Genomic DNA, 23,879 nt, shown 5'->3' with positions numbered 1-23,879 from the left:
GCGGTGCAGGCACCGTGGCGCAGGCGCAAGGCCCACCCCGCGGCAAACGCACGGCGCACCAGGCGCACCCGCCGCAGGCGCCACCGCGCACCAGGCGCACCCGCCGCAGGCGCCACCGCACACCAGGCGGACCGCGCCCGCACAGCAACCCGCCGGAGGTGCACCGCGCCGCAGGCGCCGCAGCCGCACCGCGCATGCCGCTCCCACCGACCGCCGCGAGGACAGCTGCGCCGCGGGCGCCTCGGGCGCCCGCCCGGTAGGCGCTGGTGGGCGCCGCCGGAAGGCGCCGGCCGGGCGACGGGCTCCCCTTGGCACTGGACGGGCTGGAGCAGCCCCACCGATGGCCGCCGCTCGGCCAACGGGGTACGTGCGCCGCCCCAGAAGGGCGCCGGCGTTACGCGGACGCTTGCTCCCCCCACGGGGTACGTACGCCACCCCAGAAGCGCGTCTGCGTTACTCGGAGGCTTGCTCCGTCGTCGGCAGGTAGACCCGGAACCGCGTGTTCCCCGGTTCCGACTCCACTCGCAGGTCGCCGCGGTGGCGGTCCACCACGATGCGCCACGAGATGTCCAGCCCGAGCCCCGTCCCCTCGCCGACGGGCTTCGTCGTGAAGAACGGTTCGAAGATCCGCTGCTTGGTCTCCGCCGAGATGCCCGGCCCGGTGTCGCCGATCTCGACCACCACCCGGTCGCCCTCGCGGAAAGTGCGCAGTGTCAGCGTGCCCGTGCCACCCATCGCGCTCACGGCGTTGTCGATGATGTTCGTCCACACCTGGTTCAGCTCGCCCGCGTACGCCGGGACCGTCGGCAGGCCGCGGTCGTACTCCTTCACCACCTCCACCCCGGTGCCGATCTTCCCGGCGAGCATCACCAGCGTCGAATCCAGACCGTCGTGCACGTCGATCCACTGGTGCGGCGCCCGGTCCATCTGCGAGTACTGCTTCGCCGCACCCACCAGCGCCGAAATCCGCGTCGTCGAGTCCTCGATCTCCCCCATCAGCATCTCGGTCTCCAGCGCGTACGCCAGCCACCGCAGGGCCCCGTCCAGCAGCCCGTCGCCCACCGACTCGAGGACGTGGTCGAGGCTGTCCGCGGTCAGTCCCGCCGCCACGAAGATCGGGGCCAGATCCCAGCCCTGCTCGATGTCGCGCTCCTCGAGCCAGTCACCGATCTCGTCCTCGCGGTCGGCCTGCTGCATCGCCGTCAGCGGTGGCGCGTCGGCCACCTGCTTGACCAGCCGCTCCTGCACCTCCAGCAGCAACTCCAGCAGATCGGGCTCGATGTCCCGCTTCGCCAGTATCGCCAGCTTGTGCCGCATTCCGGCGACCCGCTCCCGCAACGCCGCGGTGGCCCGCACCGCCGCGGCCGCCGGGTTGTTCAGCTCGTGGGTCAGCCCCGCGGACATCTCCCCCAGCGCCAGCAACCGCCGCCGCTGCCCGATCAGCGCGTCCGAGTTGCGCCAGCCCAGGTAGGAACCCTCCAGCAGGTGCGTCGCCATCGGGAACCAGCTGCGGAACTTCTCGGCGAACTCCTTCGCGGGCAACGTGAGGAACGTCAGCTCGGTGACCGCGTACACCGATGCGCCGTAGACCTGCTCCTGTTGCCCGTAGAAGAACTGCGTCGCCCCGCAATAGGCGCCGCGCTGATCGGACCGGACGGTCTCCACCTCGCTGCCGCCCACCAGCCGCGTCATCCGCAGCGCACCCGACAGCAGCACGTAGAAGCAGGTCGCCGGATCGCCCTCGCTGATGATCGCGGTGCCGGCCGGGTAGTGCTCGATCTTGGCGTGGTCCAGGATCCAGTCGAGCTGGGCGTCCTCCAGGCTGGTGAACAGGAACAGCTCGCGCAGGAACTCTCGGGTCAGCTGGGGCTCGCTCATCGTGCCTCCAGGTACCGGTGCACGAGCGTGACCGCCATCGCGCCCTCGCCGACCGCGGACGCCACCCGCTTCACCGACTGGGACCGCACGTCCCCGGCCACGAACACGCCCGGGATCGACGACTCCAGGTGGTGCGGATCGCGGTCGAGCGTCCACCCCGGTGGTCGTTTGCCCTCCACGACCAGGTCCGGCCCCGTGCACACGAACCCGTGCTCGTCGCGCAGCACGTCGTCACCGAGCCACTCCGTCCGCGGGGCCGCGCCGATGAACACGAACAGGTGCCCGGTGGGCACGGTCTCGGTGACACCCCGCTCCTGGTCGCACAACGTCAGCTCTTCGAGGTGGTCCGTGCCGTGCGCGCGCACCACGGTGGTGCGGGTGCGGACGTGGATGTTGTCGATGCCCTCGATCTGCTCGATCAGGTAGTGCGACATCGACGCCTGCAGCGATGCGCCGCGCACCAGGATCGAGACCTCCTTGGCGTAGCGGGCGAAGAACACCGCGGCCTGCCCGGCGGAGTTCGCACCGCCGACGATGTAGACGTGCTCGCCGGCGCACTCCGGAGCCTCGGTGGACGCCGAGCCGTAGAACACGCCGCGCCCGGTCAGTTCGGCCACCCCCTCGGCCTCCAGCGCCCGGTAGGACACACCGGTCGCGAGGACGACGGCGTGCGCGGCGATCTCACTGCCGTCGCCGAACTTCACCACCCGCGCCGAACCGCGCGCTTCCAGGCCGGTGACGTCCCGCGTGGTCAGCACCTCGGCGCCGAACTTCTGGGCCTGGCGCCGGGCCCGGTCGGTCAGCTGCGCCCCGGACACGCCGTCCGGGAAGCCGAGGTAGTTCTCGATCCGCGAGCTCTGCCCGGCCTGTCCCCCGGTGGCCCGCCGCTCGACCAGGACCGTGCGCAGCCCCTCCGACGCGCCGTAGACCGCCGCGCCCAGCCCCGCCGGGCCGCCACCGACGACCACCAGGTCGTAGAACTCCGACGCCGGGCGGGTGGACAGGCCGACCGCGTCGGCGATCTGCTCGCCCTGCGGTTTCCGCAGCACGGTGCCGTCCGGCGTGATCAGCACCGGGATGTCCTCGGCCGCGCACTCCGCCGCCTCGAGCAGGCGGCAGGCCTCCGGCTCGTCGACGGAGTACCAGCGGTAGGGCACGGAGTTGCGGGCCAGGAAGTCCCGCACCTTGTAGGACGGCGAGGACCACCGGTGCCCGATCACCTTCGTCTCCTCGACCGGGCGCTCACCGGCCGCGCGCCAGGCCTCCACGAGCGCGTCGACCACCGGGTAGAGCTTCTCCTCCGGCGGGTCCCACGGCTTGAGCAGGTAGTGGTCGACGTCGACGACGTTGATCGCCTGGATGGCCGCGTCGGTGTCGGCGTAGGCGGTCAGCAGCGCTCGCCGCGCCGACGGGAACAGGTCCATCGCCTGTTCCAGGAACGTGATGCCGTCCATGTGCGGCATGCGGTAGTCGGCGAGGATCGCGGCGACCGCGTCACCGCGCAGCTTGATCTCGCGCAGCGCGTCGAGCGCGTCCGCGCCGGAGGCGGCGCGCACGACGCGGTAATCCTGGCCGTAACGACGGCGGAGGTCACGGGCGACCGACCGGGACACGGACGGATCGTCGTCGACGGTCATGAGGATGGGCAGGCTCACGACCCAAACCCTACGGCCTGAGGCGGTAGCGGGGTCAGTCCTTTCCCGCACGAGAGGACCACATGCTGGACGTGCCTTGCCGCGTCCAGGCACGCCTGGTGATCATCCGGGAGTCCGCCAGGTCTTCCCGGGAGGTCCGCGAAATGCCCGTTGAGCTGCCCGAACGCGTCCGACTCCGTCCGGCCCGGGTTCCGGCCGGCGGCATCCTCGAAGGCCCGCGTCTCCTGTCGCGCCTGCACGAGAATGCCCACTCGCGCCCCTACGAGATGTTCCACGTGCGCCCGCTGGGACGGGTGATCGGCGCCGAGATCGAGGGCGTGGACCTCGGACGGCCCCTCACCCCCGCGCTGCGCGACGAACTGAACCGCGCGCTGCTGGAGTGGAAGGTGCTCTTCTTCCGCGACCAGGACATCGATTCCGCGCAGCAGCGGGCGTTCGCGCGGAACTGGGGCCCGCTGGAGACCAACCCGTTCCTGCCCGCCGGCGACTCCGCCGAGGTGGTCCGGTTCGCGCGCGGCGCCGGGGTGCCCGGCTTCGAAAACATCTGGCACACCGACGTGACGTGGCGCCCGGCGCCCGCGCTCGGCTCGGTGCTGCGCCTGGTCGAGGTGCCACCGCTGGGCGGCGACACCCTGTGGGCCGACATGGCCGCCGCCTACGACAACCTGCCGGCCGACGTGCGGGAACGGATCGACGGCCGTCGCGCGGTGCACGACTTCGTCCCCGGTTTCGCCCGCTTCGCCGGCCACGACCTGCTGGCCCGCCTGCAGGACCGCTTCCCGCCGGTCGAGCACCCGGTGGTGCGTGTGCACCCGGAGACCGGGCGCCGCACCCTGTTCGTCAACCAGGCCTTCACCACGCACATCACCGGCCTGGACCGCGACGAAAGCGACCGCCTGCTGCGGTTGCTGTTCGCGCAGGCGCACGTTCCGGAGTACCAGGTGCGGTTCACCTGGCGGCCCGGCTCCGTGGCGTTCTGGGACAACCGCGCCACCCAGCACTACGCCGTCAACGACTACCACCCGCACGTCCGCGTCGCCGAACGCGTCGCGATCGCCGGTGATCGTCCCTTCTGACGAGCACCTCCCGCCACTAGCCTGATCCCATGGCGGACCCGAAGAGCACGGTGACCTCGTTCCTGACGGCCCTCGAGCGCGGCGACGTCGAAGGCGCGCTGACCTTCGTCGACCCCGGTGTCGTGTACCAGAACGTGCCGCTCCCCCCGGCGCGCGGGATCGCGGCCGTGGAGAAGCAGTTGCGGCTGCTCACCCGCTACCGCATCGGGTTCGAGGCGCGGGTGCACCACATCGCCGCCGACGGCCCGATCGTGCTGACCGAGCGCACCGACGTGCTGCGTGCGGGCGCCTGGGACGCGCGGTTCTGGGTCTGCGGCACCTTCGAGGTGCGCGAGGGCGGGATCGTGCTGTGGCGGGACTACTTCGACTGGGCCACGTTCCTCGCCTCGAGCGTGCGCGGCGCCGGGAAGGCCGTCGTCACCGGCGCGTCCACGCTGCTCGCTCGTGCGCGCCTGCGGGACTGACGCCGGCCGTCCCGGGCACGGTCGCGAACCGGACGCCGGGCACGCCCCGGCGTCCGAAGTGGACTAAACGGCGTCGCCCCTAGGCCGTGTCTGATAGAAGGTCGTGGCTGGTTTTTGGGATGCTGCTGGTCGTGTCGCGGTGTGAGTTGCTCGCGGATGAGCAGCGGGCGTTGATCAAGGACGTGTTGCCGGCGCCCACGGGATACCCGGGCGGCCGTTTGCCCGGCCGCGTCAGCCGTCGCGAGCAACCGCTGCAGCACCACGTCCCAGGTGCCCTCTCGCGCCAGGCGGCGATGCCAGGTCCGGACCCGGGATCGAGCCGCCTGATCACGCCATCGGCCGCTCCCGCGGCGGCCCTACCACCCAGATCCACCGTCTGGCCGACGGCGACGGCCGCCCGCTGGTCACGCTGCTGACCGCCGGGCAAGCGGGGGACCCGCCGATGTTCACACCGCTCATGGCCCACCTGCGGGGACTACCGCGGCCGCAACGCCATCGAACGCAGCTTCATCCAGCTCAAACAATCGCGCGGCATCCCACCCGCTACGACCAACTCGCCACCGTCTACCGCGCCGCCATCCTCATCGTCGACGCCATCACCTGGACAAACGCGTTGCCAGACACGCCCTACGCCTCCAGCGCGGCGTCGAGGTCGGCGAGCAGGCGGGCCTTGGGCCGCGCCCCCACCCACTGCGCGACCGGCCGCCCGCCGTCGAACAGGATCAGCGTGGGCAGCGACATCACCTGGTGGTCCCGCGCGGTGCGGGGGTTCTCGTCGGAGTTGATCTTGCGGATGGTCAGGCTGCCGGCCCGCTCCTCGGCGATCTGCGCGAGCACCGGCGCGATCATGTGGCACGGCGGGCACCACTGCGCCCAGAAGTCGACGAGCACGGGTCCGTCGTGGCGCAGCACCTCCGCCTCGAAGGTCTCGTCGGTGACGGCGAGCAGTTCGCCGGGAAGGTGCGTGGACGTCATCTGGGCTCCTCGAACGCGGTGGTGACCCGGCACGGGCCGGGTTCTCGGTCCAGCGCCTCGGTGAGCTTGGCGCGCAGGTCGTCGCGCACGGCCCGCAGCCGGTCCAGGCAGGCCTCGACCTCGGCGAGCTTGCGCTCGTACACCTCGATCGAGTCCGCGCACGAGTCGCCGGTCCGGTGGCCGGCGCGCAGGCAGTCGACGAACGGACGCGTGTCGTCGAGGCTGAACCCGACCGCCTGCAGCGCCTGGATCTCCCGGACCAGCCGGAAGTCCTCCTCGCCGTACTCGCGGTAGCCGTTGGCCGCCCGCCGGGCGGACAGCAGCCCCTGTGACTCGTAGAACCGCAACGCCCGCGTGGTCGTCCCGGCCCGCTCCGCCAGCTCGCCGATTCGCATCCGGCGAGCGTAAAGCTTGACGCTGACGTCAAGGCAAGGATTCGCGGGCGACCCGCTCGAGCCGGTCCCGGTAGTCCGCCCACCACTGCTCGCCGGCGTCGGGCAGGTTGCCGTGGTCGCGGCGCAGGCCGGCGGCGCCGTCGACGAGCTCGCGCACGATGTCGGCGTGCCCGGCGTGGCGGTGGGTCTCGGCGGTCATGTGCACCAGGATCCGGTGGAGGGTGACCTCGGTGCCGCCGTCCCACGCCGGGATGTGCCCGACCGCGTCCAGGGCCAGGGCGTCGATGGTGGCGTCTGCGTGCGCACAGGCCTGGCGGTAGAGGGCGACGATCTCCGCGCTGGACTCGTCCGGCCGCGCCCACATGTCGGCGTTCGGCTCGGTCTCCGACAGCCAGGGCAGCTCGCGCCCGAACGGCCGGCCGAAGGTCGCGCCGAAGTAGCCGATCTCGCAGCCGATGAGGTGCTTGACCAGCCCGAGCAGGTTCGTGCCTGTCGGCGTCATCGGGCGGCGCAGGTCGTATTCGGACAGCCCCTCGAGCTTCCACAGCATCGCGTCGCGCGCGGTCTGCAGGTAGCGGTGCAGGTCGGCCTTCGGATCGTCCATGCGCACAGCCTTCCACCGCCGTCGCGGATCCGGAAAATGTCGGAGGCGGGTGCGAACATGTGTTCGTGACGAACGAGGGCCCGATCCTGCACGCCGACCTGGACGCGTTCTACGCGTCGGTCGAGCAGCGTGACGACCCGTCGTTGCGCGGGCGGCCGGTCATCGTCGGCGGGGGTGTGGTGCTGGCGGCGAGCTACGAGGCCAAGGCGCGCGGCGTCCGCACCGCGATGGGCTGCGCGCAGGCGCTGCGGCTGTGCCCGTCGGCCGTCGTGGTGCCGCCGCGGATGTCGGCCTACAGCACCGCCAGCAAGGCGGTGTTCGCCGTGTTCGAGCAGACCACGCCGGTCGTCGAGGGGCTGTCCATCGACGAGGCGTTCCTCGACGTCGGCGGTCTGGCCCGGATCGCCGGCACGCCGAGCCGGATCGCCGCCGGCCTGCGGCGCGCGGTGGTCGAACAGGTCGGTCTGCCCATCACGGTCGGCGTGGCGCGCACGAAGTTCCTCGCCAAGGTCGCCAGCGGCGTGGCGAAACCGGACGGGCTGCTCGTCGTCCCGCACGACCGCGAGCTGGAGTTCCTGCACCCGCTGCCGGTCGAGCGGCTGTGGGGCGTGGGGACTGTGACGGCCGAGAAGCTGAACGCGCGCGGCATCAGGACGGTGGGCCAGGTCGCCGAGCGGGGCGAGGCCGAGCTGGTGGCGCTGCTCGGCCGGGCGAGCGGGCGGCACCTGTACGCGCTCGCGCACAACCGCGATCCGCGGCCGGTGGTCGTCGGCAGGCGGCGGCGGTCGATGGGGGCGCAGCGGGCGCTGGGGCGACGGCAGCGCTCCCCCGCGGAGCTGGACGAGATCCTGGCCGCGCTGGTCGACCGGCTGGCCCGGCGGCTGCGCGCGGCGCACCGCGTGTGCCGGACGGTGGTGCTGCGACTGCGGTTCGCCGATTTCAGCCGGGCGACGCGGTCGCAGACGGTGTCCCACGCGACGGCGCACACGGAGGACATCCTGGCGACCGCGCGCGGGCTGCTGGCCGCGGCCATGCCGATGATCCACGCGCAGGGGATCACGCTGATCGGGGTCGCGCTGTCCAACCTGGACAACGACACGCCGCGCCAACTGGAGCTGCCGTTCGACGCCCACCCGCCGGACGCCCTCGACGCGGCGCTGGACCGGGTGCGTGACCGCTACGGCTCGTCCGCGGTGACGCGCGCGATGCTCCTCGGGCGGGACGACGGTCCGTCGGTGCCCCTGCTGCCCGATTAGGAGGAAGCGTCCTTGACGAAAAGGCGCACCGTGACTGTCCGATCACGACCTGCGTGCGCCGGCCCTGTCCGGGTGCCCGAAGCGACCGCCGAACCTGGCACCAGCGCCACCCCGCGTCCGGCCTCGCTCCCAGCATCCAGCCCGCATCCCGGGCGCCACCCCGCGTCCGGCCGTCCGCACTCGCCGTACACCCCGCCCTGCCGCTCCCACTGTCGGAGCTCGACATGACCGGCACCGCCGCGCACGGGACGCCCCTGAGAACCCAGCCCCTCCCGCAGTTCGCGGCGGGACCGGTCGGCGTCGTGCTCACCCTGCTCACCGTGTTGTCCGCGCGGCCCCCGCTCCAGCCGGCGCCGGACACGACCCCCGACCGAACGCCGGGCAACGACGAGCAGGACAGTCGCGACGCTGTGCGCGCCGTTGACACAACGAGGCCGGCGCTCTGGCCGCACCTGCGGCACTTCGCCTCGGCAACCATTTCGGACACGCGCGGAATTCCCCCGATCGAGGCACTTTTCACTCTATCGTGCGCGGGCGACGTCGCGATTCGTGGAGGTGCCCATGCGCTATCAGGTGCTGCGCCCGCCGTACTGCTATCGGTGGGCGGTCCTGATCTCCATTGTGCTCGTGACGGTTTCGTTGATCATTTCCCTGTCCTGGGCCGGCGCCGAGGGCACACCCGCCGGATCGCAACCGCCGTCCGCGCAACCGGTTCAGGCGGCGCCCGGCCCGCAAGCGCCCGCCGCGCCGGCCCACGCGCCGGTCCGGACCACGGCACGGCAGGGCAGGTTCGTGGCGCTGACCTTCGACGACGGCCCCGATCCGGCCTACACGCCGCAGATCCTGGACCTGCTGGCGCAGCACGGCGCGGTCGCCACGTTCTGCATGGTCGGCACCCAGGTGCGCCGCCACCCGGAACTGGTGGCGCAGGTCGTGCGACGCGGAATGCGGCTGTGCGACCACACGGTCAGCCACGACGAACAACTGGCGCGGCGAAACGAGGCGCGCATTTCCGCGGACATCACCGGCGCCCAGGCGGATCTGCGACTGGCCGCCGACGGCGACGTTGCGGTTCCCTATTTTCGCGCGCCCGGCGGCAACTGGTCGGAAACGATCACCACCATCGCGTCCCGCGCCGGAATGACGCCCCTGGGGTGGTCGGTCGATTCCCGCGACTGGACCCTGCCCGGCGCGCCCGCGATCGTGGCGACGGTCGAGCAGGCGGTCCAGCCGGGCGCGGTGATCCTCCTCCACGACGGCGGCGGCCAGCGGGGGCAGACCGTCGACGCGCTCGCCGAGCTGCTGCCCTGGCTGGTCGGGCAGGGCTACCAGTTCGACTTCCCCGCCACTTGACCAGCATGTTTCAACCGGCAGTTGACGTCTTCAACAAGCAGTTGTAGCGTCCGTCCTCATCATTCGAACGGGTGAGGAGATGCGATGTCTGCGAGGGCACGGGTGACGCGCTGGGGCGCGCTGGTCGTCGGCTGTCTGCTGCTCACGGCGGCCTGCGGCGGCGGGTCCGACGGAGCCGGGGGCACCGGGGGCGCCGCCGCGACCGGTTCGGACGTGCCCGACACCACGGCGATCCTGCAGGCCGTCACGAAGGACCCGCAGCTCGCCGCCGCGCTGCCGGCCCAGATCGCGCAGGCCGGCGCCCTCAACATCGGCTCGAACATCCAGTCCGCGCCGAACAACTTCTACTCCGCGGACGGCAAGACGCCGGTCGGCTTCGAGGTGGACATCGCGAAGGCCGTCGCGGCCAAACTGGGCGTCACCGCGCACCACACGGACATGGCGTTCGGCTCGCTGATCACGAGCCTGCAGTCCGGCCGGCTCGACCTCACGATGGCCGGGATGAACGACACGAAGGCGCGCCAGGCGCAGATCGACTTCGTGGACTACTTCACCTCGGGCATCACGATCATGGTGCGCAAGGGCAACCCGGACGGCATCACCGGGCCGGATTCGCTGTGCGGCAAGACGGTCGCGGTCGTCCAGGGCACCAGCCACCAGACCTTCGCCGCCGAGCAGAGCACCCGGTGCGTGCAGGCGGGCAAGCCGGCGATCACCACGACGGCCACCGACAGCGACTCGCAGAACCAGAACCAGCTGCGCACCGGCCGCGTCGCCGCCATCCTCAACGACCTGCCGACCGCCGCCTACGTCTCGAAGAACGCGGGCAACGGGGAGTTCTTCGAGGTCGTACCGGGCGAGCCGATCAACGGCGGCCCGTACGGCATCGGTGTGAACAAGGCGAACCCGCAGCTGCGCGACGCGGTCGAGAAGGCGCTGTCCGCGCTGGTCGCCGACGGCACCTACGGCAAGATCCTCGACGCGTGGGGCGTCGAGCAGGGCGCGATCACGAAGGTGACCGTCAATGCCGGAAGCTGACCTGTCCACCCGCACGCCACCGGCCGAGCTTCCCATCGTGCGCCTGCGGCACTGGGGCCGGTGGGTGTCGGCGGTGGTCATCCTGGCGCTGCTGGCCGGGATCGGGGTGGTGCTGGCCCGGGCGAAGATCGCCTACGACACCGTGCCGGAGTTCCTCTGGTACCGCGTGATGGCCGTCGGCCTGCTCAACACGGTGCTGCTCGCCGTGATCGCACAGGCCGCCGCGATCGTCATCGGTGTCGTGATCGCGCTGATGCGCCGCTCGGCCAACCCCGTCGCCCGCGTCGTGGCCGCGGTCTACATCTGGCTGTTCCGCGGCCTGCCCGTGCTGTTGCAGATCCTGATCTGGTTCAACCTCGCGCTGGTGTTCGAGTTCGTGTCGATCCCGCTGCCCTTCGGCGGCGGCTACCTGGTGCACGAGCCGACCAACGTCATCGTCAGCGCGTTCGTCGCCGCCCTGCTCGGGCTCGCGCTCAACGAGAGCGCTTACATGGCCGAGATCGTGCGGGCGGGCCTGAACAGCGTGGACCGCGGGCAGACCGAGGCGGCGAAGTCGATCGGCATGACCCCGGCCACGACGCTGCGCCGGATCGTGCTGCCGCAGGCCATGCGCGTGATCATCCCGCCCACCGGCAACGACTTCATCAACATGCTCAAGGGGACGTCGATGGCATCGGTGATCGGCGTGACCGAGCTCATCCACGCGGCCAACAACATCTCGTCGAACAACCTGCTGGTGATGGAGACGCTGCTGGCCGCGGCGATCTGGTACATGGTCGTGGTCACCGTGGCCAGCATCGGCCAGCACTACCTGGAACGCGCGTTCGCGTCCGAGACGCCCGCGGCACGGCCGTGGTCGCGGGTCGGCCGGGCGCTGACGACGCTGCGGAGGGCCTGACATGACCGAGCCGCTGCTGCGCGCGGTCAACGTGCGCAAGCACTTCGCCGGCACCGAGGTGCTGCGCGGGATCGACCTGTCGGTCCACAAGGGACAGGTGGTGTGCCTGCTCGGGCCGTCCGGTGCGGGCAAGAGCACGTTCCTGCGCTGCGTCAACCACCTGGAGACCATCGACGGCGGTCAGGTGTGGGTGGACGGTGAGCCGATCGGGTTCCGGTTGCGCGGCGGGAAGCTGCACGAGCTGCGCGAGCGGGAGGTCGCCCGCCAGCGCCGGGACATCGGCATGGTGTTCCAGCGGTTCAACCTGTTCGCGCACCGGACCGTGCTGCAGAACGTCACCGAGGGCCCGGTGCGGGTGCGCGGGCTCGACCAGGCCGAAGCCCGCCGGACGGCGATGGACCTGCTCGACCGGGTCGGTCTCGCCCACCGCGCGGACGCCCACCCCGACCAGCTCTCCGGCGGCCAGCAGCAGCGGGTCGCGATCGCGCGGGCGCTGGCGATGAAACCGAAGCTGATGCTGTTCGACGAGCCGACCTCGGCGCTGGACCCGGAACTGGTCGGCGAGGTCCTGGAGGTGATGACCTCGCTCGCGGCCGAAGGGATGACAATGGTGGTCGTGACACACGAGATGGGGTTCGCGCGGGAGGTGGCCGACGAGGTCGTCTTCATGGCCGACGGCGCGGTCGTCGAGACCGGGCCGCCCGCGCAGGTCCTCGGCGCGCCCCGGCACGAGCGCACCCGGCAGTTCCTGGCGCGCATCCTCTGATGGCCAGGATCCCGCCCAGCTACCTGCTCCAGTTCGACGAGCCCGCGGGCTACCTGGACTTCGCCCGCTACGGCCCGCCCTCGCACGCGGTCGTGGACACCACCGCGCGCCTGCTGAACTCCTCGGCCAAGGCCGGTCCCTCCACTGTGGACGATCTGATGCGGCAGGAGGTCCGCGCGAAGGCCGCGGTGGCCCGGTTGTGCGGCACCGACACCGATCACGTGGTGCTGCTGCCCAACACCAGCCAGGGCCTGTTCCAGGCCGCGTTCAACGCCCCGCCCGGCGAGGTGCTGGTGTCGGCAGCCGAGTTCCCGGCCAACACCTACCCGTGGGCGCGCGCCCACGAGGCCGGGCGGGTCACGCTGCGCCGGATGCGGCCGGAGGACGGGTACGTCACGCCGGAGGCCGTCGCCGCGGAGCTGGGGCCGGACACCGCGGTGGTGTCGGTCAGCGCGGTCGACTTCCGCACCGGCTACCGAGCCGACCTCGCCGCGTTGCGGGAGACGGTCGGCGACCGCCTGCTCGTGGTCGACGGCATCCAGGGTTTCGGCGTGGTCGACGCGCCGTGGGACGCGGCCGACGTGCTGGTCGTCGGCGGGCAGAAGTGGCTGCGCGCCGGCTGGGGAACCGGGTTCGCGGTGCTGTCGGACCGGGCGCTGGAACGCATGCGGCCGGTGCTGTCCGGCTGGACGGGCGCGCACGACGCGGGCCTGTTCGACGACGAGATCCACCCGCCGGCCGAGTTCGCCGCGTCGTGGTCGGTGAGCAACCTCAGCCCGGTCACCTCGGGCGCGTTCGCGGCGGCGCTCGAACTGGTCGAGGAGGCCGGGGTGGCGGCCATCGAGGCCCGGATCGCCGACCGGGTCGGTGAGCTGGAGGAAATGCTGCGCTCGCTGGGCGCGGAGATCGTCTCCGCGGTCGACCGCCGCGCCGGGATCCTCGCGTTCGCCCTGCCCGGGCATTCCGCGGAGCGGGTCGGGGCGGTGCTGGCGGCGGAGGGCATCGCGGCGACCGTCCGCACCGACCACGTGCGGTTGTCCCCGCACGCGTCCACGCCCGCGTCGGCCGCCGAGGCCGTCCGCACCGCGCTGGAGCACCTGTCCCGGCCGCTGCCGTCCCGGCCGCGGACCGCCGCGCAGGCGGCCGGCTCGGTGCTGTCCGCGCTGGTCCCGGCCGTGGACGGGCTGGCCGCCATGCTCGGGCCGGGCAACGAGGTGGTGCTGCACGACCTGTCCAAGCTGCCGGACTCGATCGTGGCGATCGCGGGCGGCATCACCGGGCGGGAGCCCGGCGGGCCGATGACCGACCTGCTGCTCGGGCTGGTGCGGCGGGGCACCACGCACGACCTGACCAACTACGAGACCCACGGCCCCGACGGCAGGCCGATCCGGTCGTCGACGATCTTCCTGCGCGACCCCGACGGCGTGGCGATCGGCTGCCTGTGCGTGAACAGCGAGGTCAGCCGCGGTGCCGCGGCCGAGGTGCGGGCGGAGAGCTTCCCGCCCGACGTGGACAGCCTGCAGCGGTTCCTGGTCGACCGGGCCGTGGCGCAGACCGGGATCCCGGTCGGGCTGATGAAGAAGAAGCACAAGGCGGCGGTGGTGCGCGAGCTGGACGAGGCCGGGTTCTTCCTCATCAAGGACGCGGTCGACTTCCTCGCGGCCGAGCTCGAGGTCACCCGCTACACGATCTACAACTACCTCAACGAAATCCGCGCCTGAGTGGACGGGGGGTCCTCGCGCGGGGACAGTGAGGGGATGACCGCCCACGACGAGACCGCCGACCTCGCCACGGCCTTCGCCGCGGTCGCCCGGCGCCTGGAACCGGAACCGGACGTGACGAAGACCGTGGGCCGCCTGGTGCGGGCGGCCATCACGATGGTGCCCGGCGCCGAAGACGCGGGCGTGACGCTGCTGGAGCGCGGCCGGGTGCGCTCGGTCGGGCCGAGCAGCGAACGGGTCGCCAAGCTCGACCAGGTCCAGCACGAACTGTGCGAGGGGCCGTGCACCGACGCCGCGTTCGAGGGCGACCTGTACCGCAGCGGCGACCTCAACCGCGACGACCGGTGGCCGAAGTTCACCGTCGCCGCCACCGAGCTCGGTGTGGTCTCAATGCTGGCGGTCCGCCTGTACACCGAACGCACGGTGCTCGGCGCGCTGAACCTGTACTCGGGCAAGACGGACGCGTTCGACGACGACGCCGAGACCGTCGCGGGCATGTTCGCGGCGCACGCGGCGGTCGCGCTGTCCGGGTCGCGCAAGCAGGCCCAGCTGGTGGACGCGCTGGACACGCGGGACACCATCGGCATGGCCAAGGGCATCCTCGTCGAGCGCCACCACGTCGACGGCGACCGGGCGTTCGACATGCTCGTCGAGGCGTCCCAGCACGCCAACGTCAAGTTGCGGGACGTCGCGGCCTGGCTGATCCGGGAGGCGTCCGGCGCATGAGCGGGGCCCGCCCTGGGTAAGCCGGTTTCGAACACACCGGCGAACGGAGGCAGGGGTGACCGGACCGCAGAACCCGGAGAAGGACCCGCGGGAGTGGACCACGGGCGAGGAGCAGATGACCGGCCCACAGCGTTCCTACCTGCAGACACTCGCCCGCGAGGCGGGTGAGGAGCTGCCGGAGGACCTGACCAAGGCGGAAGCGTCGCAGCTCATCGACCGGCTACAGGAGAAGACCGGGCGCGGCACGGACGGCTGAGCCGCGCGGCGATGGACCAGGTGCCGCCCCAGGTGGGCGACCGTTTCGCGGGGTGACATCGGGACGTCGGACGTGCGCTCCAGGCTGGGCGCGGCCCAGTCCGACTCTCGCTCGCCGGACCCGGTTGCCGGAGGCCTGGGCGCCCCCGTCGCGGCTTCGGCCGTGCTCGGCGCGCAGCCCGCCCTGGCGGCCCGTGCTCCAGTCCCGGCGGGTACCGAGAGCCCGGTTCCGACCGCGACCCGCTGCGCGAGACCTGCGTCTCCGGCGACGACCATGCGGGCGTTCGGGCCGCGCCGCTTTCGCCCGGTCCAGCACTAGGGCGGCGCCTCGCACGACGGGTACCACAGCTTCCACGTCCTGCGGGCGGCGACTGCTGCTCGCGCTGGACTGGCGCGGGTCCGACGAGGGCATCGCCTGGACGCGCGGCGTGCTCGACGCGCCCCCCGGGCTGCCGGCGATCCTGACGACGCACGACCTCATCCACCGCGAGAGCAACGGCGGCGCGGCCCTGTCCGACCACGGAGACCAGGTCATCCGCCGCTTCGACCCGATCTTCCTCGCCAAGGGCGGTCTGTACTGGCCGACCGGGCGCCCGACGCTGCTCGATGACCACAGCAACCCGGTTCACCTGCACATCACGAACCACCAGGACCGCTGCTACGGCGGCGCGGGCATGCTCCGCTACTGCGCCTTCGACCTGGTGCGCGGCGTGATCGACGTCGGCACCTTCTCGCCCCGGCTGGGCGCGGCGCGATCCGACCGCCCTGGAGGCCGAAACACGCGAACTGTCCCGCGACACCGACCGGTTCACCGTCGAGATCGACTTCACGAGCCGCTGCCCGGCGACGGCGACGGCCTCACGCGCCGCACCCGGCCACGCCGGCCTTCGGTCGGCCGGCGGCCCAACCGCGGCGCGGGACCGGCGGAACCCGGTTCGCCGAGCAGTACGGGCAGGGGTACTGCGGGTGGCTCGGGGACACGCGGATCGTGGGACGGGCGCTGCGGCCGGAGCCGGTCCTGACGCGGTGACCAGTGCCCACCGATGCTCCTTGCGGTGCCGGCGGCGCGCGCTCAGCCCGGGCGGCTCCGCACCGGGTGACGCGACCCGGCCGACGCCCGGGTGTGATACCCGCCGGGTGGGGCGCGGCCTCAAGGATCCACGGGTACGGCGCCGGCGCGCCCCGGTCAGGAGAACTTCGCGACCCAGCGGAGTGGCAGGTGCCGCATGGCCAGGCTGAGCGGCGTCCATGGCCAGGCCGGCGTGTAGGCCTGCGTGCGTTCGCGCTCGATGGCCTTCACCATCGAGCGCACGCCGGGCCTCGTGTCGACCAGCAGGGGCGTCTTCGCCACCCGCGCGTTCATCTCGCTGCGGATGTAGCCGGGGAACACCGTCGTCACCTTGATGCCCGTGCCGAGGGTGTCCGCGCGGATGCCCTCGGCGAGCGCCGCCACTCCGGCCTTGCTGGCCGCGTAGGTCGTCAGGTTGCGCGGCAGCCCGCGCATCGCGCTCATCGACGAGATCACCACCAGGTGCCCGGCGCCCTGCTCGCGGAAGATCTCCATCGCGGCCTCGCACTGGGCCAGTGCGGCGACGAAGTTCGTTTCCGCCGTCTGCTTGTTCGCGGCGAAATATCCGGTCCCGAGCGGCTGCCCCTTGCCCGATCCGGCGTTGACGACGATCCGGTCCAGCCCGCCCAGTTCGTCGCGCAGTTCACGGAAAACCCGGAACACCGCGTCGTGATCGGTGACGTCCAGACCGCGAACCGCCACTGCGACACCGGAATGCGCCGACGTCAGTTCGTCGCGCAGGGCCTCCAGGCGGTCGACGCGCCGGGCGCACAGCGCGAGGTCCCGGCCCAGCGCCGCGAACTGGCGCGCCATCTCCTCGCCGAGCCCGGCGCTGGCGCCCGTGATCAGAATCCGCTTTCGCACGCCGGACAACCTATCGAACGCCGGACTTCGTCGCAGCGTGACAACTGTCGCCCCGGCGGACCGAACGACGTTCGGCGCGCCCGTTCCGAGGAGCTCAGCGGAGCCGGTGAGCCGCCCAGAAATCACAGTGGTGGGCCGTCGCGTAGCCGGCGCTCACCTGGGTCTCGCCGGGCGCGAGGGTGCGGACCTGTTCGTGGGCGGGGTCGAAGCGGGGCCAGCCCGGGCCGGGCGCGCCGGTGCGCACGAACGCCGCCCAGTCGGCGATCATCTCCGCCGACAGCTGCCGCTGCCCGTCGTCCAGCGACCGGCCGTCGCCGAACAGGTACGGCAGTTCCAGGCTGTGCGCCGCGCCCAGTGGGAACGGCGTGCGCGACAACGAGTCCGGTGCCGGCGCGTGCGGGTCGTCGAACTCGTAGGCGTACACCGGCGCGGTGCGCGACAGCGACGACGCCATGTCCCTGGCCACGCAGGCGAAAGCCGAATCGGTGAGCGCCGCGGCCAGCGCCCGCGGCGCGGAGTCGTAGGCGGCGAGCGGGTATTCGCCGGCCACCGCGGGCGCACCGGCGCCGAACACCTTCGCCAGTGCCGGCGGGTAGTCCGCCGCCGTCACCGTCTTCCCGGTCGCCGCGTACTGCTGAGCCAGGAACAGGGTGAACTCGTCTCGCGTCACGCCCACCATCACCGGAACGCGCGCCGCGGCACCGGAGGCGATCGCGTCGACCGGGTTGGCGGGCAGCAGCGCCTCGCCGGTCACCGGTCCCGCTACCGGCACCCCGGCCAGGTCGTAGTACCGCGGTGCGGTCAGCAGGGCGGCGAACGGCAGGGCACGCAGGCAGCTCGCCGCGGTGGCCGGGTCGGCACAGCCGACGTTCGCCGCGTAGGCGGTGCTGGCCTGCGCCGCGGCCGCGGCGGTCGCGTGCGCCTGGCAAGGTCCACTCTGGACGATGGCGGCGCGGAACAGCCCGGCCGATCCGGGTGACACCAGGTGGTCGCACACCGACATCGCGCCCGCGGACTCGCCCGCGACCGTCACGCGCGCCGGGTCGCCGCCGAACGCGGCGATGTTGTCCCGCACCCACCGCAGCGCGGCCTGCTGGTCGAGCAGGCCGAAATTGCCCGCCCCGCCCTCGTGCGCGAGCGCGGGGTGCGCCAGCCAGCCGAGCGCGCCGAGCCGGTAGTTGAGGGTGACCACGACCAGGTCGCCGCGGGCGGCCAGCTCGCGCGCGTCGTAGGTGTCCCCGCTGCCGCCCAGGAACGCGCCGCCGTGGACCCACACCAGCACGGGGTGCCGCTCGTGGGTGTCGGCGGGCGTGGTGACGTTGAGGAACAGGCAGTCCTCGCTGCCCTCCGCGCCGGGCTGGGGGCAGCGCGCGCCGGGCGCGGTCGCGTCCCGCACCCCGGTCCAGGCCGCGACGGGTTGCGGCGGGCGCCAGCGCAGCGGGCCGATCGGCGGGGCCGCGTACGGAATTCCCTGGAACAACCGGTGATCCGCGGCCACGGTGCCGCGCAGGCGCCCGGCGCCCAGGGACACCACGTCCTGCGCCGGGGCGGGCACCGGCGCTCCACACGCCACCAGAAGGAGGGCGAGCAGGAGCACCCATCGCTTCACGGGCGGTCCGCCGGTCTCGTCGTCACCGGGCGAGCCTAGACGGCACGGTGAGCACGAACTCGAGCAGACCGGGCAGTGTTTCGCCGATTTCGCCGGAGAATGGTTCGCCACGGGCGGTTCACGTCCGCGGCCCGCGACGAGCCGGGTGTCCGCGCGGGCGTCGCGCCGAGCACCGGCCGGAACCGGGTGCGGGGGGGGGCGCGCGTCGATGTGGTGACTCCACCCGCGACGGAAAGGACTTCCCATGACCCACCCCCAACCCGTTCCGCCGGCCCGCGGCCGCTGGCGGTTGCCCGTGGCCGCACTGGTGGCCGGGCTCGTCGTCGGCGGCGGGGCGGTGGGACTGGTGTGGCTGGGGTCCGCGGCCGGTTCGCCGGACGTGGAAACCGCCTGCGCGATCGTCGGCCGCACCACCCGGCTCGACCCGGAGGCCGACTACGCGCAGTACCGCCGCTGGGCCGCGGCGGCCGAGCTCGCCGCCGTCGCCGCCGAGCAGGACCCGCGGCGCCAGGCGCTCGCGGACGCGCTGCGCAGGCCGATCGAGATCGTGCAGGCCACCTTCAGGGCGGACGGTCCCGAGTTCGACGCGGCGATGACCCGCGCCCGCGGCGCGTGCGCCGACATCTGAGGGTCGGATCCGGGGTTTCCACCGATGCGGACGGCGCCGGGCAGGGGCATCGTGGAGGCATGACGACAACGACGACCCTGACGAGGTCCCGCCACGATCGCGTGATCGCCGGGGTGTGCGCCGGCCTGGCCCACCGCCTCGGCTGGAAGCCCAGCACGATGCGCTGGCTGTTCGTGCTGTCCTGCCTGCTGCCCGGCCCGCAGTTCCTGGTCTACCTCGTGCTGTGGGTCATCATCCCCAGCGAACGCCGCTGACCGGCACGGCCGAACGCGCCCCGGCGGAGGCCACCCGAACGGGTTTGAAAATCCCCGATCCGGTCACTCCTTCGTATGACCAGAACGGGAATTTACCGTGGACGGGGCGCAGCCGTCAGAGTGGTCACCGGGATCGGGGCGCTCTTCGCGCTCGTCGAGGCGATCTACATCGTCCTGGTCCTGGCGGGCGCCAACGCGGCGAACGCCTTCTACCGATTCATCAACTCGATCGCACAACCGCTCGCGCTGTTCTTCCCCGGGCTCTTCCCGGTGGCGAACCCGCAGCTCAACGTGCTGATCAACTACGGGGTGGCGGCGGTCTTCTGGCTCGTCGTGACCGGTTTCGTCGCGCGTCTGCTCCGCTGACGCGTCCTCAGCGGCGGCTGATCCCGCCCGTGACCACTGTCCCCGGCTCGCGGATGAGCAGGTGCGCTCAGGGAGCGCATCCCACCTCCGCGAGCCGCCGGGTCAGGAAGCGCCGCTCGGCGTCCGACGTCACCAGCCGCAGCGCTTCCCGGTACGCGTCGGCCGCCTCCGAGCGCCGCCCCAGCCGTCGCAGGAACTCCGCCCGCGTCGCCGGCAGCAGGTGGTACCCCGGCAGGTCCACATCGGACAGCGCACGCAGGCCGGCGGCCGGCCCGGCGGCCATGCCCACGGCCACCGCGCGGTTCAGCTCCACCACCGGCGACCGGGTCATCGACGCCAGCCGCCCGTACAACGCGGCGATCTGCGGCCAGTCGGTGTCCTGGGCGCGCGCCGCGCGGTCGTGACACGCCGCGATCGCCGCCTGGACCTGGTACGGCCCCGGCGCGCCCCGCCGCAACGCGGCGTCCAGCAGCGCGACGCCCTCGTCGATCTCCGCGTGGTCCCACCGGGCGCGGTCCTGGTCCTCCAGCAGCACCAGGTCCCCGTGGTCGTCCACCCGCGCATCCCGCCGGGCGTCCTGCAGCAACAGCAGCGCCAGCAGACCCGCCGCCTCCGGCTCGTCCGGCATCAGCCGGTGCAGCACCCGCGCCAGCCGGATCGCCTCGGCCGACAGCTCGCGCCGCAGTAGGTCCGCACCCGCCGTCGCCGAGTAGCCCTCGTTGAACAGCAGGTACAGCACCGCCAGCACGGCCGGGGTGCGCTCGGGCAGCAGGTGCGCCGGCGGCACCCGGTACGGGATCCCGGCGTGCCGGATCTTCTGCTTCGCCCGCACCAGCCGCTTCTTCAGCGCGGGCTCGGCGACCAGCAGCGCCCGCGCGATCTCCGCCGGCGTGAGCCCGGCCAGTGTGCGCAACGTGAGCGCCACCTGCGAGTCCAGCGACAACGCCGGGTGGCAACAGGTGAACATGAGCCGCAGCCGGTCGTCGGGCACGCCGCTGTCGTCGAAGTCCTCGTCATCGGGAAACGTCATCGCCGCGACCTCCCGCAGCTTGGCCTCCCCCACCACGTCCCGGCGCAGCCGGTCGAGCGCGCGGTGGCGGGCGGCGGTGGTGAGCCAGGCCCCGGGGCGGCGCGGCACGCCGTCCCGGGGCCAGGACCGGACGGCACGGGCGAACGCGTCCTGCGCGCACTCCTCGGCGAGGTCCCAGTCACCGGTGAGCCGGATCAGGGTCGCGACCACCTGGCCCCACTCGTCGCGGAAGGCCCGGACGAGCGCGGCGTGGACGTCGGTCACGGCTGCCAGAGCGGCCGGACCTCGATCGAGCCGTAGGTCGCGGCCGGGTGCTTGGACGCGATCTCGACCGCCTCGTCCAGGTCGGCGCACTCGATCAGGCAGAACCCGCCGACCTGTTCCCTGGTCTCGGCGAACGGCCCGTCGGACAGCAGCACCTCGTCCGACCGGACCCGCACCGTGGTCGCCTCCTGCGGCGGCCGCAGGCCCGCCCCGCCCCGCAGGACACCCCGCTCGGCCATCTCCTCGCTCCAGCCGCCGCAGCCGTCCTCGGCGTGCTCGGCGGCCTCCGGGCCCCCGCAGATCAGAAGCATGTACTGCATGTCGGTCCTCCTCGCCGGTCTGTGTTCTCACCACACCGACGAACGGGACGCGCGCTCAGGGACGCGCGGCGGCGAGAAATTCGCGGATCAGCCCATGATCCTTGGTCCCGCGCGCGGACTCCACCCCGCTCGAGACGTCCACGCCCCACGGCCGCACGGTCTCGACCGCCTCGGCCACGTTGCCCGGCCGCAGCCCGCCGGCGAGCAGCCACCGCCCGGTCTGCCCGCGCAGCTCCGACCACCCCCACTGCTCACCCGAGCCGGCCCGCGGCGAGTCCAGGATCAGCATCTCCTCGCCGAACGTGCCGACCTCGACCCGCTCACCGGCGGTGGACGTGGCCCGCACCAGCCGCACGCCCAGGTCCGTGAGGGCGGCGAAGTCGCCGGCCGTGTAGCCGTCGCCGTGCAGCTGGACCGCGCCCAGCCCGGTCTTGACGGCCACGTCCCGGACCTCGGCGACGGGCATGCCGAGGAACACCCCGACGCTGAGCACCCCGGGCGGGACCGCGGCCACCAGCCGGGTGGCCTCCGCGACGGTGACCTGCCGCGGGCTCGGCGTCAGGACGAACCCGACCGCGTCGGCACCGGCCGTCACCGCGCACTCCACGTCGGCCTCCGTGCGCAGGCCACAGATCTTGACGAACACGACTCCAGGGTAGGCGCCGCCGGTGTCTAGACTGCCGCGGTGCCCATGATCGGTGAGCCGCTGCGCAGGCTGGCCAGGCGCTACGCGGTGTCGCGCCGGACGCACGACGACCTGCTCGCGCGGTACGCGGCGCTGGCAGCCGAGCGGGACGAGCTGGCCGCCACCTACCGCACGTGGGTGCCGCCGGGTCACTTCTACTCGCCCCACCCGGACCCGGCACAGGTGGCCGCCCGGTCCCCGGAGCTGTTCGACACCACCCGCGACCCGGTGGGCATCGACCTGCGCGAGGGCGACCAGCTCGCACTGCTGAGCACCCTCACCGAACTGCTGCGGGACCACCCCTTCCCGGCGGAGCGGTCGCCTCGGTACCGGTACTTCTTCGGCAACCCCGAGTACTCCTGGTCCGACGCGCTCGTCCTGCACGCGATGCTGCGCCACCTGCGGCCGCGCCGGCTCGTGGAGATCGGGTCCGGCTACTCCTCGGCGATGACGCTGGACACCGTCGAGCACTGGCTGGACGGTGCGGTCGAGCTGACCTTCGTCGAGCCCTACCCGGACCGGCTGCGGTCGCTGATGCGACCCGGCGACGACGAGCGCGTGACGGTGCTCGCCCGGCCGGTGCAGGACGTGCCGCTGGAGACGTTCCTCGCGCTGGAAGCCGGGGACGTGCTGTTCATCGACTCCACGCACGTCGTCAAGGCCGGCTCCGACGTCAACCACCTGTTCTTCGAGGTGCTCCCCCGGCTCCCCGACGGGGTGTGGATCCACGTGCACGACGTGTTCTTCCCGTTCGAGTACCCGCTGGACTGGGTGACCGAGGGCCGGGCCTGGCAGGAGATCTACCTGCTGCGGTCGTTCCTGACGCACAACCCGCGCTTCGAGGTCCGCTGGTTCCAGCAGTACATGTGGACGAGGCACCGCGACCTGCTGGAGTCCGCGATTCCGGACATGGCGCACAACCCGGGCGGCAACATCTGGTTGCGCACGGCTCCCGGTTGCGCCTCCGGCGCCTCGGGTACCCGCCCGGCATGAGCGACGAAGGCCGCGACGACCACCTCGCCCGCCTCGACCACATCGCGGCGGCGCTGGAGGACCTGCGCGATCAGGCCGCCGAGCAGCCGCTCGACGAAGCCGTGCGCGGCATTCTCGAGGGGGCCATCGCGACCGTGCCGGACGCCGACGCCGCGACGATCACGGCCCTCGCCGAGGACGGCCACCTGTACACCCTCGCGGCCACCGACGACAGCGTCGTCCAGATCGACAAGGTCCAGTACGCGTCCCGCCGTGGCCCGTGCGTCGAGGCGGCCACCCGGCGTCACCCGGTGCGCGCCGTCGTCGGCGAACACGAGGCGGAGTGGCCGGAGTTCACCGCCGCGTCGAAGGCGGCCGGCGTCAACACCTACCTGTCGGTGCCCCTGCTGCTGTCCGGTGAGTCCGGCGAGGACGAGGTGGTCGGCGGCCTGGACATGTACAGCTTCACCGCGCAGGCCTTCGACACCTACGACGAGCAGGTGATGCGCCTGTTCGTCACCGCCGCCTGCGACGCCTTCGCCAACGCCCGCCGCTGGCAGGCGACCAACCGCAAGATCGGGCAGCTGGAGACCGCGCTGACCTCGCGGGCCGAGATCGACCAGGCCAAGGGTGTGCTGATGGCGATCCACGGGTGCACCGCCGAGGAGGCGTTCACCCGGCTCGTCGAGGAGTCGCAGCGGACGAACACCAAGCTCGCCGTGGTGGCCCGCAACCTGCTCGAGTCACTGCAGCGCTGA

25 protein-coding genes are annotated in these 23,879 nt (G+C 72.5%); 15 read left to right on the top strand and 10 right to left on the bottom strand.

The features are described 5' to 3' along the window. Window positions 1-453: 453 nt before the first annotated feature. Complete coding sequence (locus tag FB470_RS22915) at window positions 454-1,878, bottom strand: ATP-binding protein (RefSeq protein WP_306994662.1); 1,425 nt, start codon at window positions 1,876-1,878, stop codon at window positions 454-456. Then, window positions 1,875-3,533: an NAD(P)/FAD-dependent oxidoreductase gene (locus tag FB470_RS22910; protein ID WP_306994660.1), complete on the bottom strand. Its 1,659-nt coding sequence runs from the start codon at window positions 3,531-3,533 to the stop codon at window positions 1,875-1,877. The genes FB470_RS22915 and FB470_RS22910 overlap by 4 nt, the downstream gene beginning before the upstream one ends. A 143-nt stretch (window positions 3,534-3,676) precedes the next feature. Between FB470_RS22910 and FB470_RS22905 the strand changes: the two genes are divergently transcribed. Both FB470_RS22905 and FB470_RS22900 read left to right on the top strand, forming a co-directional pair. Then, window positions 3,677-4,609, top strand: a complete 933-nt coding sequence (locus FB470_RS22905; RefSeq protein WP_306994658.1) for a TauD/TfdA dioxygenase family protein — start codon at window positions 3,677-3,679, stop codon at window positions 4,607-4,609. A gap of 29 nt (window positions 4,610-4,638) precedes the next feature. Then, on the top strand, window positions 4,639-5,073 hold the full coding sequence (locus FB470_RS22900; RefSeq protein ID WP_306994655.1) for a limonene-1,2-epoxide hydrolase family protein: 435 nt from the start codon (window positions 4,639-4,641) through the stop codon (window positions 5,071-5,073). Window positions 5,074-5,700: 627 nt separating this feature from the next. On the opposite strand, the gene trxA is transcribed toward FB470_RS22900, so the two are convergent. From trxA to FB470_RS22880, 3 genes are read right to left on the bottom strand one after another with little or no spacing between them, the layout of a single operon-like run. Beyond that, a complete protein-coding gene (gene trxA / locus FB470_RS22890) occupies window positions 5,701-6,048 on the bottom strand; it encodes a thioredoxin (RefSeq protein ID WP_306994653.1) in 348 nt (115 codons plus the stop codon). Beyond that, entirely contained in the window at window positions 6,045-6,443 is a 399-nt protein-coding gene (locus FB470_RS22885; RefSeq protein WP_306994651.1) for a MerR family transcriptional regulator, read from the bottom strand. Before FB470_RS22885 ends, trxA begins: the two co-directional genes overlap by 4 nt. A 28-nt stretch (window positions 6,444-6,471) precedes the next feature. Continuing rightward, window positions 6,472-7,053, bottom strand: a complete 582-nt coding sequence (locus tag FB470_RS22880) for a DinB family protein (RefSeq protein WP_306994649.1) — start codon at window positions 7,051-7,053, stop codon at window positions 6,472-6,474. Between the two features lie 53 nt (window positions 7,054-7,106). Between FB470_RS22880 and dinB the strand changes: the two genes are divergently transcribed. From dinB to FB470_RS22840, 8 genes are all read left to right on the top strand, one after another. Then, window positions 7,107-8,303 (top strand): DNA polymerase IV, encoded by a 1,197-nt coding sequence (gene dinB, locus FB470_RS22875; RefSeq protein ID WP_306994647.1) that lies wholly within the window; start codon window positions 7,107-7,109, stop codon window positions 8,301-8,303. A 561-nt stretch (window positions 8,304-8,864) separates the two neighbouring features. Further along, complete coding sequence (locus FB470_RS22870; RefSeq protein WP_306994645.1) at window positions 8,865-9,656, top strand: polysaccharide deacetylase family protein; 792 nt, start codon at window positions 8,865-8,867, stop codon at window positions 9,654-9,656. Window positions 9,657-9,740: 84 nt separating this feature from the next. Continuing rightward, window positions 9,741-10,694 (top strand): ABC transporter substrate-binding protein, encoded by a 954-nt coding sequence (locus FB470_RS22865; RefSeq protein WP_306994644.1) that lies wholly within the window; start codon window positions 9,741-9,743, stop codon window positions 10,692-10,694. Next, window positions 10,681-11,592, top strand: coding sequence for an amino acid ABC transporter permease (locus FB470_RS22860; protein ID WP_306994642.1), 912 nt, complete (start codon window positions 10,681-10,683; stop codon window positions 11,590-11,592). The genes FB470_RS22865 and FB470_RS22860 overlap by 14 nt, the downstream gene beginning before the upstream one ends. 1 nt (window position 11,593) lies before the next feature. Further along, window positions 11,594-12,358: an amino acid ABC transporter ATP-binding protein gene (locus tag FB470_RS22855; RefSeq protein ID WP_306994641.1), complete on the top strand. Its 765-nt coding sequence runs from the start codon at window positions 11,594-11,596 to the stop codon at window positions 12,356-12,358. Next, on the top strand, window positions 12,358-14,079 hold the full coding sequence (locus FB470_RS22850) for an aminotransferase class V-fold PLP-dependent enzyme (protein WP_306994640.1): 1,722 nt from the start codon (window positions 12,358-12,360) through the stop codon (window positions 14,077-14,079). The genes FB470_RS22855 and FB470_RS22850 overlap by 1 nt, the downstream gene beginning before the upstream one ends. Window positions 14,080-14,115: 36 nt before the next feature. Next, entirely contained in the window at window positions 14,116-14,805 is a 690-nt protein-coding gene (locus FB470_RS22845; RefSeq protein WP_306994638.1) for a GAF and ANTAR domain-containing protein, read from the top strand. Between the two features lie 55 nt (window positions 14,806-14,860). Then, the gene (locus FB470_RS22840; protein WP_306994636.1) at window positions 14,861-15,061 is read left to right on the top strand and encodes a DUF3072 domain-containing protein; all 201 of its coding nucleotides are present in this window, start codon (window positions 14,861-14,863) and stop codon (window positions 15,059-15,061) included. 1,185 nt (window positions 15,062-16,246) lie between these two features. Here FB470_RS22840 and FB470_RS22835 read toward each other — a convergent pair. After that, window positions 16,247-16,993 carry an SDR family oxidoreductase gene (locus FB470_RS22835; RefSeq protein ID WP_306994634.1) on the bottom strand — a complete coding sequence of 249 codons (747 nt, stop codon included), beginning with the start codon at window positions 16,991-16,993 and terminating at the stop codon, window positions 16,247-16,249. A 94-nt stretch (window positions 16,994-17,087) separates the two neighbouring features. Continuing rightward, window positions 17,088-18,602, bottom strand: a complete 1,515-nt coding sequence (locus FB470_RS22830; protein WP_306994632.1) for a carboxylesterase/lipase family protein — start codon at window positions 18,600-18,602, stop codon at window positions 17,088-17,090. A gap of 244 nt (window positions 18,603-18,846) precedes the next feature. Between FB470_RS22830 and FB470_RS22825 the strand changes: the two genes are divergently transcribed. The 3 genes from FB470_RS22825 to FB470_RS22815 all read left to right on the top strand — a co-directional run bounded on the left by FB470_RS22825 (window position 18,847) and on the right by FB470_RS22815 (window position 19,850). Next, window positions 18,847-19,230: a hypothetical protein gene (locus tag FB470_RS22825; RefSeq protein ID WP_306994630.1), complete on the top strand. Its 384-nt coding sequence runs from the start codon at window positions 18,847-18,849 to the stop codon at window positions 19,228-19,230. Window positions 19,231-19,289: 59 nt separating this feature from the next. Next, on the top strand, window positions 19,290-19,484 hold the full coding sequence (locus FB470_RS22820) for a PspC domain-containing protein (protein WP_306994629.1): 195 nt from the start codon (window positions 19,290-19,292) through the stop codon (window positions 19,482-19,484). 120 nt (window positions 19,485-19,604) lie between these two features. After that, entirely contained in the window at window positions 19,605-19,850 is a 246-nt protein-coding gene (locus tag FB470_RS22815; protein WP_306994628.1) for a hypothetical protein, read from the top strand. A 67-nt stretch (window positions 19,851-19,917) separates the two neighbouring features. Here the strand turns inward: FB470_RS22815 and FB470_RS22810 are convergent, their stop codons facing one another. The 3 genes from FB470_RS22810 to FB470_RS22800 are packed head-to-tail and all read right to left on the bottom strand — an operon-like array spanning window position 19,918 to window position 22,110. Next, window positions 19,918-21,144, bottom strand: coding sequence for an RNA polymerase sigma factor (locus tag FB470_RS22810; protein ID WP_306994627.1), 1,227 nt, complete (start codon window positions 21,142-21,144; stop codon window positions 19,918-19,920). Continuing rightward, complete coding sequence (locus tag FB470_RS22805; protein ID WP_306994626.1) at window positions 21,141-21,464, bottom strand: YciI family protein; 324 nt, start codon at window positions 21,462-21,464, stop codon at window positions 21,141-21,143. The genes FB470_RS22810 and FB470_RS22805 overlap by 4 nt, the downstream gene beginning before the upstream one ends. Before the next feature lie 55 nt (window positions 21,465-21,519). After that, window positions 21,520-22,110 (bottom strand): phosphoribosylanthranilate isomerase, encoded by a 591-nt coding sequence (locus FB470_RS22800; RefSeq protein ID WP_306994625.1) that lies wholly within the window; start codon window positions 22,108-22,110, stop codon window positions 21,520-21,522. A 45-nt stretch (window positions 22,111-22,155) separates the two neighbouring features. On the opposite strand from FB470_RS22800, the gene FB470_RS22795 reads away from it, so the two are divergent. Together FB470_RS22795 and FB470_RS22790 are read left to right on the top strand one after the other, a co-directional pair. Further along, complete coding sequence (locus FB470_RS22795; RefSeq protein ID WP_306999434.1) at window positions 22,156-23,142, top strand: class I SAM-dependent methyltransferase; 987 nt, start codon at window positions 22,156-22,158, stop codon at window positions 23,140-23,142. Beyond that, window positions 23,139-23,879, top strand: coding sequence for an ANTAR domain-containing response regulator (locus FB470_RS22790; protein WP_306994624.1), 741 nt, complete (start codon window positions 23,139-23,141; stop codon window positions 23,877-23,879). Before FB470_RS22795 ends, FB470_RS22790 begins: the two co-directional genes overlap by 4 nt.

Origin of the sequence: Amycolatopsis thermophila, assembly GCF_030814215.1 — a bacterium.
Taxonomy (GTDB): Bacteria; Actinomycetota; Actinomycetes; order Mycobacteriales; family Pseudonocardiaceae; genus Amycolatopsis_E; species Amycolatopsis_E thermophila.
The sequence above is the reverse complement of the archived record's forward strand: the minus strand, read 5'-3'. Positions and strand labels throughout refer to the sequence as shown.

Bases quoted from the DNA above. Each gene is read 5' to 3' on its own strand.
- FB470_RS22915 (WP_306994662.1), bottom strand. From the start codon at position 1,878: ATGAGCGAGCCCCAGCTGACCCGAGAGTTCCTGCGCGAGCTGTTCCTG.
- FB470_RS22905 (WP_306994658.1), top strand. From the start codon at position 3,677: ATGCCCGTTGAGCTGCCCGAACGCGTCCGACTCCGTCCGGCCCGGGTT.
- FB470_RS22900 (WP_306994655.1), top strand. From the start codon at position 4,639: ATGGCGGACCCGAAGAGCACGGTGACCTCGTTCCTGACGGCCCTCGAG.
- trxA (WP_306994653.1), bottom strand. From the start codon at position 6,048: ATGACGTCCACGCACCTTCCCGGCGAACTGCTCGCCGTCACCGACGAG.
- FB470_RS22885 (WP_306994651.1), bottom strand. From the start codon at position 6,443: ATGCGAATCGGCGAGCTGGCGGAGCGGGCCGGGACGACCACGCGGGCG.
- FB470_RS22870 (WP_306994645.1), top strand. From the start codon at position 8,865: ATGCGCTATCAGGTGCTGCGCCCGCCGTACTGCTATCGGTGGGCGGTC.
- FB470_RS22865 (WP_306994644.1), top strand. From the start codon at position 9,741: ATGTCTGCGAGGGCACGGGTGACGCGCTGGGGCGCGCTGGTCGTCGGC.
- FB470_RS22860 (WP_306994642.1), top strand. From the start codon at position 10,681: ATGCCGGAAGCTGACCTGTCCACCCGCACGCCACCGGCCGAGCTTCCC.
- FB470_RS22855 (WP_306994641.1), top strand. From the start codon at position 11,594: ATGACCGAGCCGCTGCTGCGCGCGGTCAACGTGCGCAAGCACTTCGCC.
- FB470_RS22850 (WP_306994640.1), top strand. From the start codon at position 12,358: ATGGCCAGGATCCCGCCCAGCTACCTGCTCCAGTTCGACGAGCCCGCG.
- FB470_RS22845 (WP_306994638.1), top strand. From the start codon at position 14,116: ATGACCGCCCACGACGAGACCGCCGACCTCGCCACGGCCTTCGCCGCG.
- FB470_RS22825 (WP_306994630.1), top strand. From the start codon at position 18,847: ATGACCCACCCCCAACCCGTTCCGCCGGCCCGCGGCCGCTGGCGGTTG.
- FB470_RS22820 (WP_306994629.1), top strand. From the start codon at position 19,290: ATGACGACAACGACGACCCTGACGAGGTCCCGCCACGATCGCGTGATC.
- FB470_RS22805 (WP_306994626.1), bottom strand. From the start codon at position 21,464: ATGCAGTACATGCTTCTGATCTGCGGGGGCCCGGAGGCCGCCGAGCAC.
- FB470_RS22795 (WP_306999434.1), top strand. From the start codon at position 22,156: ATGATCGGTGAGCCGCTGCGCAGGCTGGCCAGGCGCTACGCGGTGTCG.
- FB470_RS22790 (WP_306994624.1), top strand. From the start codon at position 23,139: ATGAGCGACGAAGGCCGCGACGACCACCTCGCCCGCCTCGACCACATC.